General features: G+C 69.9%; 14 protein-coding genes. 9 read left to right on the top strand and 5 right to left on the bottom strand.

Annotated features, from left to right (window positions below; translation table 11 throughout):
* Window positions 1-20: 20 nt before the first annotated feature.
* Window positions 21-1,400: a pectinesterase family protein gene (locus AB0M08_RS36790; RefSeq protein WP_364503973.1), complete on the top strand. Its 1,380-nt coding sequence runs from the start codon at window positions 21-23 to the stop codon at window positions 1,398-1,400.
* A 2-nt stretch (window positions 1,401-1,402) separates the two neighbouring features.
* On the top strand, window positions 1,403-2,809 hold the full coding sequence (locus AB0M08_RS36785) for an RICIN domain-containing protein (protein WP_364503970.1): 1,407 nt from the start codon (window positions 1,403-1,405) through the stop codon (window positions 2,807-2,809).
* A gap of 78 nt (window positions 2,810-2,887) precedes the next feature.
* Here AB0M08_RS36785 and AB0M08_RS36780 read toward each other — a convergent pair whose 3' ends face one another.
* Complete coding sequence (locus AB0M08_RS36780; protein ID WP_364503967.1) at window positions 2,888-3,655, bottom strand: enoyl-CoA hydratase/isomerase family protein; 768 nt, start codon at window positions 3,653-3,655, stop codon at window positions 2,888-2,890.
* Window positions 3,656-3,833: 178 nt separating this feature from the next.
* Here AB0M08_RS36780 and AB0M08_RS36775 point away from each other — a divergent pair, with 178 nt between their 5' ends.
* Window positions 3,834-4,175: a hypothetical protein gene (locus AB0M08_RS36775; protein ID WP_364503965.1), complete on the top strand. Its 342-nt coding sequence runs from the start codon at window positions 3,834-3,836 to the stop codon at window positions 4,173-4,175.
* A gap of 6 nt (window positions 4,176-4,181) precedes the next feature.
* Window positions 4,182-4,925, top strand: a complete 744-nt coding sequence (locus AB0M08_RS36770; RefSeq protein ID WP_364503963.1) for an MOSC domain-containing protein — start codon at window positions 4,182-4,184, stop codon at window positions 4,923-4,925.
* On the opposite strand, the gene AB0M08_RS36765 is transcribed toward AB0M08_RS36770, so the two are convergent.
* Complete coding sequence (locus AB0M08_RS36765) at window positions 4,894-5,586, bottom strand: TetR/AcrR family transcriptional regulator C-terminal domain-containing protein (RefSeq protein WP_364503961.1); 693 nt, start codon at window positions 5,584-5,586, stop codon at window positions 4,894-4,896. The genes AB0M08_RS36770 and AB0M08_RS36765 overlap by 32 nt on opposite strands.
* Window positions 5,587-5,663: 77 nt before the next feature.
* Here AB0M08_RS36765 and AB0M08_RS36760 point away from each other — a divergent pair, with 77 nt between their 5' ends.
* The 4 genes from AB0M08_RS36760 to AB0M08_RS36745 all read left to right on the top strand — a co-directional run bounded on the left by AB0M08_RS36760 (window position 5,664) and on the right by AB0M08_RS36745 (window position 11,257).
* Entirely contained in the window at window positions 5,664-6,584 is a 921-nt protein-coding gene (locus AB0M08_RS36760) for a nitrilase-related carbon-nitrogen hydrolase (RefSeq protein ID WP_364503959.1), read from the top strand.
* 8 nt (window positions 6,585-6,592) lie between these two features.
* Window positions 6,593-7,591: an agmatine deiminase family protein gene (locus AB0M08_RS36755; protein ID WP_364503957.1), complete on the top strand. Its 999-nt coding sequence runs from the start codon at window positions 6,593-6,595 to the stop codon at window positions 7,589-7,591.
* Window positions 7,588-8,937: an NAD(P)/FAD-dependent oxidoreductase gene (locus tag AB0M08_RS36750; protein WP_364503954.1), complete on the top strand. Its 1,350-nt coding sequence runs from the start codon at window positions 7,588-7,590 to the stop codon at window positions 8,935-8,937. Before AB0M08_RS36755 ends, AB0M08_RS36750 begins: the two co-directional genes overlap by 4 nt.
* Before the next feature lie 283 nt (window positions 8,938-9,220).
* The gene (locus AB0M08_RS36745) at window positions 9,221-11,257 is read left to right on the top strand and encodes a M4 family metallopeptidase (protein WP_364504080.1); all 2,037 of its coding nucleotides are present in this window, start codon (window positions 9,221-9,223) and stop codon (window positions 11,255-11,257) included.
* A 161-nt stretch (window positions 11,258-11,418) separates the two neighbouring features.
* Here the strand turns inward: AB0M08_RS36745 and AB0M08_RS36740 are convergent, their stop codons facing one another.
* From AB0M08_RS36740 to AB0M08_RS36730, 3 genes are all read right to left on the bottom strand, one after another.
* Window positions 11,419-11,574, bottom strand: coding sequence for a hypothetical protein (locus AB0M08_RS36740; protein ID WP_364503951.1), 156 nt, complete (start codon window positions 11,572-11,574; stop codon window positions 11,419-11,421).
* A 148-nt stretch (window positions 11,575-11,722) separates the two neighbouring features.
* Window positions 11,723-11,926: a cold-shock protein gene (locus AB0M08_RS36735; RefSeq protein WP_364503948.1), complete on the bottom strand. Its 204-nt coding sequence runs from the start codon at window positions 11,924-11,926 to the stop codon at window positions 11,723-11,725.
* A 290-nt stretch (window positions 11,927-12,216) separates the two neighbouring features.
* The gene (locus AB0M08_RS36730) at window positions 12,217-13,473 is read right to left on the bottom strand and encodes an FAD-dependent monooxygenase (protein WP_364503945.1); all 1,257 of its coding nucleotides are present in this window, start codon (window positions 13,471-13,473) and stop codon (window positions 12,217-12,219) included.
* A 62-nt stretch (window positions 13,474-13,535) separates the two neighbouring features.
* Here AB0M08_RS36730 and AB0M08_RS36725 point away from each other — a divergent pair, with 62 nt between their 5' ends.
* Window positions 13,536-14,108, top strand: a complete 573-nt coding sequence (locus AB0M08_RS36725; RefSeq protein ID WP_364503942.1) for a TetR/AcrR family transcriptional regulator C-terminal domain-containing protein — start codon at window positions 13,536-13,538, stop codon at window positions 14,106-14,108.
* Window positions 14,109-14,425 lie beyond the last annotated feature (317 nt).

Genomic DNA, 14,425 nt, shown 5'->3' with positions numbered 1-14,425 from the left:
TCTGGTGAGGAGTCATCCCCATGCTCCGCAGAATGCTCTCCGTCCTCCTCTTATCCCTCGCGTGCCTGGCCATCCCCGTGGCCGCCCACGCCGCCCCCTCCACCGGTGTCGCCTACCAATTGAAGGTGACCAAGTCCGGCCTGTGCATCGATGTGCCGTCGGCGTCGACCGCGAACAGTGTGCTGCTCCAGCAGTGGGGTTGCACCGCGAACTCGACGTGGCAGCAGTTCACCCTGGTCGCCTCCGGCTCCTACTACCTCCTCAAGAACGTGAACAGCGGTAAGTGCATCGACGTGCCGAGCTACTCGACCACGTCGGGCGTCCAGCTTCAGCAGTACACGTGCGTCTCCTCGCAGACCAACCAGCAGTGGTCGCTGACGGCCTCGGGGTCGGGCACGTACCAGATCATCAATGTGAACAGCGGTCTGTGCATCTCCGATCAGAATGCGTCGACCACTTCCGGTACGGCCATCATCCAGGAGACGTGCACCGCCAACACGAACAAGCAGTGGGCGTTCGTCTCCGCCGCCGCGGCCGTGGTCGCCGCGGACGGCAGCGGGACCTACACCACCGTGCAGGCGGCGATCGACGCGGTCCCGTCCGGCAACACCACCCGGCGGACGATCACCATCGCGGCCGGGACGTACCGGGAGATCGTCACCATCCCGGCCGACAAGCCGTACATCACGCTCCAGGGTCTGGGCAGCGCGGCGAGCTCCACGGTGATCGTCAACAACCACAGCAGCGCGGGTGGCTACGGCACCTCGGGCAGCGCCACCGTCTTCGTCAACGGCGCCGACTTCGCCGCGTCGAACCTGACCTTCTCCAACGACTACGGCGAGGGCAGCCAGGCGGTCGCGATCAACCTGAGCGGCGACCGGTCGGTCTTCGACAACGTGCGCTTCCTCGGCGCCCAGGACACGCTGCTGGTCAACAACAACCGGCACTACATCAAGAACTCGTACGTCGAGGGCACCGTCGACTTCATCTTCGGCTCCGGTGTCGCGGTCTTCAACGCGTCCTCGATCTACGAGAAGCGCAGCACCGGCGGCCCGATCACCGCGGCCAAGACCGACGCGGGTTCCACCTACGGCTTCCTCTTCTACAAGTGCACGATCACCGGCGCGACCAGCAACACCACCCAGCTGGGCCGGCCGTGGGGCGCCGACGCGCAGGTCCTGTACCGCGAGTCGAGCCTGAGCGCCACCATCGCCACCGCCCAGCCGTGGATCGACATGTCCGACAACAGCTGGGAGAACGCGCGCTTCTTCGAGTACGCCAACACCGGCTCGGGCGCGACCACGAACAGCAACCGGCCGCAGATGAGCGCGGCGACCGCTGCCAACTACACCCCGCAGAAGTACCTGGCGGGCTCGGACTCCTGGAACCCGGTGGGATGATCATGCGCAGACTCTTCGCCGTCCTCCTCCTTCTGGCCGCTTTCCTGAGCGTGCCGGTCGCCGCCTCCGCCGCGCCCTCCACCGGCGTGGCCTACCAGCTCAAGGTGACCAAGTCCGGCATGTGCATCGACGTGCCGTCGGCGTCGACCGCGAACAGCGTGCTGCTCCAGCAGTGGGGTTGCACCGCGAACTCGACGTGGCAGCAGTTCACCCTGGTCGCCTCCGGCTCCTACTACCTCCTCAAGAACGTGAACAGCGGTAAGTGCATCGACGTGCCGAGCTACTCGACCACCTCGGGCGTCCAGCTTCAGCAGTACACGTGCGTCTCCTCGCAGACCAACCAGCAGTGGTCGCTGACGGCCTCGGGGTCGGGCACCTACCAGATCATCAACGTCAACAGCGGCCTGTGCATCTCCGATCAGAATGCGTCGACCACCTCCGGTACGGCCATCATCCAGGAGACGTGCACCGCCAACACGAACAAGCAGTGGGCGTTCGTCGCGGCGTCCGGGCGCACCTGGTCCGACACGGCCGACGGGTTCGCCTCGACCGGTGGCGGCACGACGGGCGGCGCGGGTGGCACCACGGTCACGGTCACCACGCAGGCCGACCTGACCAAGTACGCGGCCGCCTCGGGCTCCTACGTGATCAAGGTGGCCGCCGCGATCACCATCAGCCCCAAGGGCACCGAGATCCCGGTGACCTCGAACAAGACCGTCGTCGGGGTGGGTACCAGCGGCCAGATCGTCGGCGGCGGCTTCTTCCTCGGCACCGGCGTCACCAACGTGATCATCCGGAACCTGACCATCCGCGACACCCAGATGACCGACGACGACCCGGACGACGACGTCTACGACTACGACGGCATCCAGATGGACACCGCCGACCACGTCTGGATCGACCACAACACCATCGAGCGGATGAACGACGGGCTGATCGACTCCCGCAAGGACACCACGTACCTCACGGTGTCCTGGAACATCCTGGCCGAGGACCACAAGGCCTTCGGGATCGGCTGGACCGACAACGTCACCGCCCGGATGACCATCCACCACAACTGGCTGCGCGACAACGACCAGCGGAACCCGAGCACCGACAACGTCGCCTACGCCCACCTCTACAACAACTACCTGCAGAACATCACCGGGTACGGCAACTATTCGCGCGGCTCGACCAAGATGGTCCTGGAGAACAGCTACTTCAGCGCGGTGAAGGACCCGTTCTACCCGGACTCGACGGCCCAGCTGAAGCAGTCCGGCAGCATCCTGGTCAACTGCACCGGCCAGCAGACCACCTCCGGCTCGGCCTTCACCCCGAGCAGCTTCTACTCGTACACCCTGGACGCGGCGGCCGACGTCCCGGCGCTGCTGGCCACGTACGCCGGCCCGCAGTCGAACATCGGCGTCTGACGGTCTGACACGCCGGCCCGAGCCTGCGACGGAGGGCGGTCGTCAAGCGGCCGCCCTCCGTCGTTCTTCAACGCCTCGTCACTCGCCGCGGAAGACGGGTGGGCGGCGCTCCAGGCTGGCGGCGATGCCCTCGGCGCTGTCCTTCGTCGACCAGAGGACGATCTGCTCGGCCAGCTCGTGGTCGAGGGCCTGGCGGACCCGGGCGGCCAGGTCGCCGCGGAGCGTGGCGCGGATCGAGCGGACCGCGAGCGGGGCGGACGCGGCGATCTCGTGGGCCAGGGCGAACGCCGTCGAGCGCAGCGTGCCCGGGGTGGCGAGGCGGTCGGCGAGGCCGATACGGAACGCCTCCTCGCCGGTGACGCGGCGGCCGGTGAGCATCATGTCGGTGGCGAACCGGCGGCCGACCAGGTCCGGCAGGGTGACGCTGAGCGCGAAGCCCTGGTGGAAGCCGAGCCGGGCGAAGTTCGCCGCGAAGCGGGTGGAGGGCTCGGCGATCCGGAAGTCGGCGGCGCAGGCCAGGCCGAGCCCGCCGCCGACGGCGGTGCCCTGCACGGCGGCGACGATCGGCGTCCGCAGGTCGAACAGCTCCGCCGCCCGGCGGTAGAGGCGCTCGGCCGCGGTGACGTGGTCGCTCGCGAACTCGCCGCTGCCGAAGTCGGCGCCGGCGCAGAAGTGCTTGCCCTGCGAGGCCAGCACGATCACCCGGCAGGCGGGGGACTCGTCGAGCTCGCGGGCGGCGGTCACGATCCGGCCGATCAGCGCCTCGTCGAAGTGGTTGGCGGGCGGCCGTCGCATCTCCAGCAGCGCGACACCGTCCTCGACGGAAACCGACAGATCCGAGTTCACGCGTGCCTCCTGAACGATCGTGAGGGTTGCCTCCCCGATGATTGTGCAGCCGGGGGAGCGGGCGTCCGGCGGCGGGCGGCCATGGAGAGCTCGCATGATCGACTCGAGTCGATTACCGGGACGGTCCGGTAGGCTGCGGGGAAAGCAACGGTCATAGCGACTACCGAGGGGGCGGCAGGTGTCGGAAGCGGACGTCTCGGCTGCGCTGAGGCAGGTCAGCGAGGTCGCCGAGCGTTACGGCGTGACCGATTACGACGTCGAGCGCTGGCGTGACCCGATCGCCGACCGCCCGCCGTGGGCGCAGCGCGCCTACATCTCGGCCACCATCGCGCAGGGCCTGGTCGGTCTGGCCGTCGTGCACGAGGTCGAGTGCGACCGGCCGGCCTGTCACACCTGCGACAAGCTCCGGCTGCTGCTCACCATGGCGCTCGCCGGGGTGCGCACGGTCGTCGACGACGAACTGCACGAGGTCTACCGCCGTCCGGCGAGCGGCGGTTCCGGCCGTCCGATCAAGGACTGAGCGGACGTGAAGGTCACCCGGCTCACGATCCTGCCGGTCAAGGGAGTGCGGGCGAGCCATCCGGAGCGGGTCGAGGTCACCGGGACCGGTATCCGGGGTGACCGGCAGTTCTTCCTGGTGGACGACCGGGACAAGCTGATCTCCGCGACCCGGACCGGTGCCTGGCTGGGGCTGACCGCGACCTACGACCCGGACGCCGAGACGCTGGCGATCGCCGGTGAGAAGAAGAAGGTCGAGCTGGGTGAACCGGTGATCGCCGACTTCTACGGCCATCACAAGGTCGCCGGGCGCGAGGTCGTGGGGCAGTGGGCGGCGCTCTTCACCGGGCTGGCCGGGCGACCGGTCCGGCTGATCCGGGCCGACGAGCCGAACGGCGGGCGCGACGAGCACGCGCTGACCCTGCTCGGCGACGCCTCGACGCGGGAGTTGGCCGAGCGTTCGGGGCTGGACGGGGTGGACGCCCGCCGGTTCCGGATGTCGATCGAATTCGACGGTGCGGGCGCGCACGCCGAGGACACCTGGAACGGTCGGGACCTGCGGATCGGCGCGGTGACGGTCCGGGTCGGCGGGGCGGTGCCGCGCTGCGCCGCGACGAACCGGAACCCGGAGAGCGGCGGCAACGACCTCACGACGCTGCGCCTGATCACCGCGTACCGGGGCGCCGCGAACAGGAGCATCCCGTTCGGCGTCTACGCCGACGTGCTCACGCCCGGCGTCATCACGCTGGGTGACGAGCTGACGCTGGACTGAGCCGAGCGTCGCGCCGGGGGCCGGCCTCCGCCGGCCGCCGGGGGCCGGCCTCCGCCGGGCTGAACCGGGCGGTCAGCGAGCCGAGCAGCAGGTCCAGGCCCAGCTCGAACGCGCGATCGGCCCGGGTGCGTCCCTGGCCGGCGGCGTCGATGGCGGCGACGAGCTCCGGCGTACGCGCGTGGGTCGGGTCCCAGACCTGGTCGGGTGCGGCGATGTCGAGCGCGGACCCGATCACGAAGCTGTCCAGCACGGTGATCACATCGAGCAGTTCGTCCGTCGGCACCCCGGCGTCGCTGAGCACGGTGGCGAAGTCGTCGTACAGGTGCACGACGTCGGGGGAGGAGACGGTGTGCGCGGTGAGCAGCGGGATCAACCGGGGGTGCCGGGCGAACGCGTCCCGGTAGGCCCGCAGCAGCTCCCGGAGCGTCTCCGCCCAGTCCGGTCCGGGGGCGACCCACGCCGCGTGAGAGGCGAAGACCTGGGTGCGCATCGCCTCGATGATCTCCACCTTGCCGGCCAGGTGGTTGTAGATCGACGACGGCCGGACGGTCAGGGCGGCGGCGACCTGGCCGATGGTGAACTCGCCGGTCGCGTCCACCAGGGCGAGCGCGGCGGTGGCGATCTTCTCCACCGAGAGCTTCGGCGTCGCCGGTCGTCCCATCGGATCTCCTCTTGCCTCGGGCTGCCTGCGTCACCATACTAAAACGAACGCCATTCGTTTAGGACACGAGGACGAAGATGGAACTGATCCGGTCGGCGGCGCTCGGCTCGCCCGCCCGCGTCGACGAACCCACCCGGCCGACCCTGCGCGTCGGCGCGGTGCAGCACCACTGGCGCGAGGACGCCGGTGCGCTGCGCGCCGCGCTGTCCGAGGGGATCGCCACCGCCGCGGGGGAGGGCGCGCAGATCGTCTTCCTGCCCGAGCTGACCCTCTCGAAGTACCCGGCGTTCGAGGAGCCGGCGGGTGTCGCGTCCGATCTCGCCGAGGACCTGCCGACCGGGCCGACCGTCGCGTTCGCCGCCGAGGCGGCCCGGAGGCACGGCATCCTGGTGCACGCGTCGCTCTACGAGAGGAACGAGCAGGGCGACGGGCTCGGCTTCAACACCGCGATCCTGGTCGACCCCGAGGGCGCCGTCGTCGGGCGGACCCGGAAGACCCACATTCCGGTCACCGAGGGTTACGTTGAGGACAGGTACTTCCGCCCCGGGCCGGCGGGTGACGCGTATCCCGTACACCGGGCTCCTGGTCTTGATCTTGCACTGGGGATGCCGACCTGCTGGGACGAGTGGTTCCCCGAGGTCGCCCGCCTGTACGCGCTCGGCGGCGCCGACCTGCTCGTCTACCCCACCGCGATCGGCTCCGAGCCGGACCACCCCGACTTCGACACCGAGCCACTGTGGCGGCAGGTCATCGTCGGCCACGCCATCGCCAACGGCCTCTTCGTGGTGGTCCCGAACCGGACCGGCGACGAGGGCCGGATCCGGTTCTACGGCTCGTCGTTCATCGCCGACCCCTACGGCCGGGTCCTGGCCGCCGCGCCGCGTGACGAGGAGGCGGTGCTCGTCGCCGATATCGACCTCGATCAGCGCAGGGACTGGCTGGCGCTCTTCCCGTTCCTGCGTACCCGCCGCCCCGACACGTACCGGGGGCTGGCGTGAACTGGAGGATGCCCGCGGAGGGTGACCCGCACACCTGCACCTGGATGGCCTGGCCGTCGTCGGGGTACACGCTCGGTGACACCGAGGCGGAGGCCGACGAGGCCCGTACCGCCTGGTCGTCGGTGGCGCACGCGATCCTGCGGTTCGAGCCGGTCAGGATGGTCGTCGACCCGGCCGGCATGGCCGCCGCCCGCCAGTGGCTGAGCAGCGAGATCGAGCTCTTCGAGATGCCCCTGGACGACGCGTGGATGCGCGACGCCGGCCCGACGTTCGTGGTCGGTCCCGAGGGGCTCGGCGCGGTCGACTGGACGTTCAACGGCTGGGGCGCGCAGAGCTGGGCCCGCTGGGAGAAGGACGCCCGGATCGCCCGGCAGGTCGCGGCGTGGGCCGGCGCCACCCTGGTCGACTCGTCGATGGTCAACGAGGGCGGCGGCATCCACGTCGACGGCGCCGGCACCGTGCTGGTCACCGAGACCGTCCAGCTGGACCCGGGCCGCAACCCCGGATGGACCAGGGAAGAGGTCGAAACCGAATTGCGCCGTACGCTCGGCGTCCGCGACGTGGTCTGGATGCCGCGCGGCCTGACCCGGGACTACGGCGAGTTCGGCACCCGCGGGCACGTCGACATCGTGGCCACCATGCCCGCGCCCGGCACCGTACTGCTGCACGTCCAGACCGATCCGGCCCACCCGGACCACGCGCTGACCGCGGAGTTCCGGGCCGCGCTGCCGGCCGCGTGGACCGTCGTCGATCTGCCCGCGCCGGCCGGCCTGGAGGACGAGTCGGGCCCGGTCGACCACAGCTACGTCAACCACCTGGTCTGTAACAGCGGTGTCGTAGCCTGCGTCTTCGATGATCAACGCGACGCGGAGGCCCTGGAGATCCTGAGCGCGGCCTACCCGGGTCGCACGGTGACCGGGGTCGACGCCCGCGCGCTCTTCGCCCGCGGTGGCGGCATCCACTGCATCACGCAGCAGCAACCAGCTATTCCGGAAGGTTTACCGTGAGTGACTTCGACGTTCTGGTGATCGGCGCCGGTGTCACCGGCCTGACCACGGCGGTCCGCCTGCACGAGGCGGGCCGCCGGGTCCTGGTCCTGGAGGCGCGGGACCGGGTCGGCGGCCGGCTCTGGACCGACACCGTCGACGGCGTGCGGCTCGAGGTCGGCGGCCAGTGGGTCTCGCCGGACCAGACCGCCCTGCTCGGCCTGATCGACGAACTGGGCCTGGACACCTACGCGCGGCACCGCGCGGGTGACTCGATCTACATCGGCCGCGACGGGGTCCGCCGGACGTTCCGCGGCGAGCAGTTCCCGGTCCCGGACGCGACCGCCGCGGAGATGGAGCGCCTCACCAAGGAGCTCGACCGTCTCGCCGGCCTGATGGACCCGCTGCGCCCCTGGGAGCACCCGGACGCCGAGCGCCTCGACCGGATCTCGTTCGCCGCCTGGCTCGACGAGCAGACCGAGGACGCCGAGGCGCGCGACAACATCGGCCTCTACATCGGCCCGGCCATGCTGACCAAGCCCGCGCACGCCTTCTCCGCGCTCTCCGCGGTGCTGATGGCGGCCAGCGCCGGCGGTTTCAGCCACCTGGTCGATGCCGACTTCATCCTGGACCGCCGGGTCGCGGGCGGCCTGCAGCAGGTCCCGCTGCGCCTGGCCGAGAAGCTTCCCGGACTGGTCAAGCTGGGCGAGCCGGTCACTCTCATCGATTTCTCCGGGTACGACGTCAGCGTGCACACCGAGCGGGCCGCATACTCCGCGCCGCGGGTGGTGGTCGCGGTGCCGCCGACGCTGGTGAACCGGATCCGGTACCAGCCCGCGCTCCCGCCGGTCCAGACGCAGATGCGCCAGCACCAGTCGTTCGGGCTGGTCATGAAGATCCAGGTCACCTACGACGCGCCGTTCTGGCGTTCGGAAGGGCTCTCGGGGACGGCGTTCAGCCCGTACGCGCTGGTCCACGAGTCCTACGACAACACCAACGAGGACCTCGGCGAGGCCCGGGGGACGCTGGTCGGCTTCGTGTCGGACGAGAAGGCCGACGAGATCCTGGGCCTTCCCGCGGACGAGCGCCGGGCGCGGGTGCTCGCGAGCCTGGCCGGGTACTACGGCGAGCGGGCCCTGGAGCCGGTCGCGTACCACGAGAGCCCGTGGGCCGCGGACGAGTGGACCGCGGGTGCCTTCGGGACGAGCTTCGACATCGGGTCCTGGGTGCGCTACGGGCGGCATCTGCACGAGGATGTGGGACCGCTGACCTTCGTGTCGAGCGACGTCGCGGGCCTGGGGTTCCAGCACGTGGACGGGGCGATCCGGATGGGCGACGCCACGGCGGCGCGTCTTCTCGGCCGCTGAGGCTCTCGCCGTACCCCTGAAGCAAGCAGGCGGGAACCGCCTGGAAGGACCCCCGCTGGTTCGCCTGGCGTGAATTCGGGCTTATCTCAACAGATCAGCACAGTTATACATGTCTATACAGCCAGCGAGGGGTTTCCCCAATTCTATTGAAGGGTGACGATGAATAGCGTCGCGGCCATACCTACCCGCCCAACCCCCTGGGCAAGGGAAATGGAGATCCCGCGTGAAACGTCGCATCCCTCTCGCCATCGCGCTGGCGTCCGCTACCGCGGCCGCATCCGCGATGGTGGCGGTGACCACACCGGCCACCGCGAAACCTCTCGACCCGGCGGCCGCCCGTGAGCTGGCCGCCCAGAAGGCCGACGCCCTGATCGCCAGCCGCCCGGCGGCGCTCAAGGCCTCCTCGCACGACGCCTTCAAGCAGCAGAAGGTGATCACCTCGCAGGGGCTGAACTACGTCCCCTACCTGCGGACCTACAAGGGCCTGGACGTGATCGGTGGCGACCTGGTCGTCCAGACCGACTCCGCCGGGCAGGTCAAGTACACCTCGGTCGCGCAGTCCGCGCCGATCGGTGAGCTGTCCACCACGCCGACGCTGACCGCGGCCGCCGCCGCGAAGATCGCCAAGGCGCAGCTCAAGACGTTCAAGAGCATCGAGGGCACCAAGCTGGTCGTCTTCGCACCCGAGGACGCCACCAAGGCCTCGCTCGCGTACGAGAGCACGGTCAACGGCATCGGTGCGGAGGGCGTCAGCCGGCTCACCGTCGACGTCGACGCCGCCACCGGCGAGGTGCTGAAGACCTACGAGCACGTCAGCGACGTGACCGGCACCGGCACCGGCTGGATCAACGGCTCGGTCTCGATCAACACCACGCTCACCGGGTCGACGTACTACATGACCGACCCGAGCGTCACCAGCCTCTCCTGCCAGAACGCCACCGGCAACTCGACCTACAGCGGGTCGGACAACGCCTGGGGCACCGGCGTCGGCACCAACCGGGAGACCGGCTGCGTCGACGCGTTCTACGTGGCCCAGCAGCAGAACGCGATGCTGACCAACTGGCTCGGCCGCAACGCCCAGAACGGCTCCGGCGGCGCCTGGCCGATCCGCGTCGGTCTCGCCGACCAGAACGCGTACTACGACGGCACCCAGATCCAGATCGGCTACAACACCTCCTCGCAGTGGATCTCCTCCGCTGACGTGGTCGGCCACGAGCTCGGCCACGGCATCGACGACACCACGCCGGGCGGCATCTCCAACGGCAACACCCAGGAGTTCGTCGCCGACACGTTCGGCGCGGCGACCGAGGCGTACGCCAACAACCCGAACGACCCGCCGGACTACCTGGTCGGCGAGGAGGTCAACCTGGTCGGCTCCGGTGCGATCCGGAACATGTACAACCCGTCCGCCCTGGGTGACGACAACTGCTACTCCAGCAGCACCTCCTCGGACGAGGTCCACGCGGCCGCCGGCCCGGGTAACCACTGGTTCTACCTGCTGGCCGAGGGCACCAACCCGACCAACGGGCAGCCGACCAGCACCCTCTGCTCCGGCTCCGGCACCATCACCGGCCTGGGCATCCAGAAGGCCATCACCATCATGTACAACGCGATGCTGCTGAAGACCTCCAGCTCGTCGTACCTGAAGTACCGGACCTGGACGCTGACCGCGGCCAAGAGCCTGTACCCGAACAGCTGCACCGAGTTCAACACGGTCCTCGCGGCCTGGAACGCGGTCTCGGTCCCGGCCCAGACCGGCGACCCGACCTGCACCGCGTCGACCACCTCGCCGACCGCGACCACCTCGGCGCCGACCTCCTCGCCGACGTCGTCCCCGACCTCGTCGCCGACGAGCGGCACCTGCACCGCGGCCCAGCTGCTCGGCAACAACACCTTCGAGAGCGGCTCCGGCGTCTCCTGGACGGCGTCCTCGGGTGTCATCGCCACCGGTTCCGGCAGCAACATCCCCTACGCCGGTTCCTACTTCGCCTGGCTGAACGGGTACGGCTCCACCCACACCGACACGCTCACCCAGTCGGTGACCATCCCGTCCGGCTGCACCACGGCCACGCTCAGCTTCTACCTGAAGATCGTGTCGAACGAGACGACGTCCTCGACGGCGTACGACACCCTGACGGTGAAGGTGGGCTCGACCACCGTGGCCACGTACTCGAACCTGAACGAGGCCGCCTACGCGCTGAAGTCCTTCAGCCTCTCCGGCCTCGCCGGCCAGACCGTGGCGATCTCCTTCACGGGCGTCGAGGACTCGTCCCTGTCGACCTCGTTCGACATCGACAACACCGCGTTCAACGTGAGCTGACGTCGAGCTAGACCGGTAGAACGGATCCGCTGTGGAACCTCACCGCGGATCCGTTCGCCGTTGTTCGGCGGGGTCGTACGCGGCGTCGAAGAGGGCGCCGGAGGCGAGGATGAGGCCGCAGCGGCGCCGGTGGGGCGGCTAGAGCGCTCCGGAGGGCCGGATCAGGGCTTCTTGGGGTCGGCTTCCGGGTCGGCCATGGCGGTGAAGGGGTTGCGCAGCCGGGCCATCGCCTTCTCGTCGCGGTCGGCCGCTTGCAGCTCGGGTTTCCGGTCCGGTGTGGCCGGTGGAGTGAGGAACGCGGTGGGGATCGTGGTCATGTGGCTTCTTCCTCGGACGGCACGGCGACAGGAGGGTGTGCCGTAGGCCACGGAGCATCACAAGAATGAACCGGAACGAATAATAGAGTGGAGAATGCCGAACGGCGGCCCGCTGAACCAGTCGAGCCACCGTTCGGTGGAATGCGGATCAGAGCGGGCGGATGTTCTCCGCCTGCAGGCCCTTCTGGCCCTGGGTGATCTCGAACTCCACCCGCTGGTTCTCCTCGAGGCTGCGGAAACCGCTCGCCGCGATCGCCGAGAAATGGGCGAAGACGTCGGCGCCGCCGCCGTCCTGGGCGATGAAGCCGAAACCCTTGTCGCTGTTGAACCACTTCACGGTGCCAGTAACCATGTCTGCTCCCTCGCAGGCTGTCGGAGACCGCAGTGTGCGGACTCGCACGCCGCCGCGTTGATCACCCGCGCCGGAACCGACACGAAAAACGAAAAGCGCCTGATGGATCACGAATCCATCAGGCGCCGAAAACGTCTACGGAAATCAAAACTGCAACGCGGCAACCGTAGCACAGGAAACTCCGGCCGCTTCCCCGGATTTCGCCGGTGATCCGGAACGGCACATTCCACGGCCCGGTGGGCGAACTCCCCGAAAAGCCGCTCCGCCGGGCGCGCGGCCGGCTTCCGCGGTCATCCCGCCGTGGCCGCCGGATGCCCGTCCGGGCGTACCGTCCCCTCCGGGGTCTCGACGTGCCCACCGGTGCGGAGCAGCTCGAACAGCCGGCCGCCGGGCAACTGCTGATCGCGCACCCGGCGGCCGGCCGGGTACGTGACGTCCAGACCGGACAGCCGCTCGGCCAGTCGGCGGGACATGTCCGGGGCCGTGGCGATCAGGCCGCTGATCACCGCGCGCAGGGCCTGGCCCTCCGGGGTCCACGCGTTCATCAGCGCCGTCTGTGCCCGGGTGTGCTGCAGCAGGTCGGCGCCGACCGGGTGGCGCTCGTCGTGATAGGTGTCCAGCAGCGACCCCGGTGCCCGGCCGGTCGCCACCGCGGCGAGCTTCCAGCCCAGGTTGTGGGCGTCCTGGATGCCGACGTTCATGCCCACGCCGCCGGTCGGGTAGTGCATGTGCGCGGCGTCGCCGGCCAGCAGCACGTCCCCCTTCCGGTACGCCGCCGCCTGGCGGGTCGCGTTGCCGAAACGGGAGAGCCACTCCGGGGAGTGCATGCCGTAGTCGGTGCCGGCGATCCGTCGTACCGTGGATCGAAGCTCGTCGAGCGTGAGCTCGCCCGGCTGCTCCGCCCGGTCGGTGCCGGGGTCGCCGAGGACGATCCGGTGCACGCCGCCGGGCAGGGGCACGATCATCAGGCCGCCGTCCGGACCGGCGATGGTGACGACGCCCTGCGGGGGCTCGCCGAGGATCACGTCGCCGAGGGAACCCCACGTGGTCGCGGACGTGCCGGGGAAGTCGATGCCCGCGGCCGCCCGGATCGTGCTGCGGGTGCCGTCGCAGCCGACGACGTACCGGGCCGGGACGATCTCGCCGCTCTCCAGGACGACGCCCCGGTCGCCCAGCGCCGCGACCCGGCAACCCCGGCGGACGGTTGCGCCCAGGCGCTTCGCCCGGGCTTCGAGGAATTCCTCCGTACGGGCCTGGAGCACCGCCAGCGTGAAGGGGTACGGCGTGTCCAGCCCGGAGAAGTCCAGTCGGTCCGGCAGGCCGCCGAAGTGACCGTTCGGGATCCGGAACCCCGCGGCCAGGAACTCGTCGAGCATGCCGCGGCAGTCGAGGATCTCCAGCGTGCGCGGGTGGACGGTGAGCGCCTTGGAGTGCGGATCCCGTTCCTCCCGCGTCTCCAGGACGACCACCGACGCCCCGCCCAGCCGTAGTTCCGCGGCGAGCCACAGTCCGGTCGGCCCGGCTCCGGCGATGACGACGTCGTTCATGCGTACCCCCAAAGGTCTTGGCCCTGGTTCTTGGTCACTGACCAAGAGAGTAGGCTAGGTCGGTGACCAAGAGTCAAGCCGATGTGGTCCGGGTCGCCCTGGAGATCCTCGACGAGCAGGGCGTCGCCGCCGTCTCACTGCGCGCCATCGCCCAGCGACTCGGCGTGCGGATGAACACCGTCCTGTGGCACGCCAAATCCAAGGCCCGGCTGGACGAGCTGATGGCCGACGCCGTCGTCGCGGGGGCCTCCCTGGACGGCCTGCCCGCCGAGTGGCACGCCCGCGCGACCGAGATCGCCCATCGCTACCGCGCCGCCCTGCTCGCACACCGGGACGGCGCGGTCGTGGTCGCGGGGACGTACGCGGCCGAGCCCGCCACGCTGAATCTGGCCGAGGCCCTGGTGGCGGCGCTGCTGGACGGCGGTTTCCCGGATCGCGAGGCGGCCTGGACGGCGTTCAACCTGGTCTACTTCGTGCTCGGCCTGGTCCAGGAGGAGCAGGCCCTGCCGACGAGACCGATCACCGCCGATCAGGTGGGGGAGCGACCCGCCCTGCGGCGCACCCTGCCGACCCTTAACGACCTCTCCTTCGACGAGCGATTCGCCTACGGCGTCGCCCGGCTCCTCACCCGCTGACCTCCGCCGCCGGCCGGCCGCGTCGCGGTGCGGCTCTCGCGGTGCGGCTCTCGCGGTGCGGCTCTCGCGGTGTCGATCCGCGTGAGTCGTTTGCTCGGCTGGCGCTCGGGTGGGGAACGGGAGTCCCGACAGGCCCGTCAGCGCCAGCCGAGTTCTCCTGGCTGGTGGTTAGGGGTGTGTCGGGGTGCTCGACACACCCGTCGGCGCCAGCTGGACCCTCTTGGCTGGTGGTTAGGGGTGTGTCGGGGTGCTCGACACACCCGTCGGCGCCAGCTGGACCCTCCTGGCTGGTGGTTAGGGGTGTGTCGGGGTGCTCG

The sequence above is a fragment of the Actinoplanes sp. NPDC051851 genome, from assembly GCF_040681165.1.
Lineage (GTDB): Bacteria > Actinomycetota > Actinomycetes > Mycobacteriales > Micromonosporaceae > Actinoplanes.
Note: the sequence above shows the minus strand (reverse complement) of the source record. Positions and strands in the feature narration are given on the sequence as shown.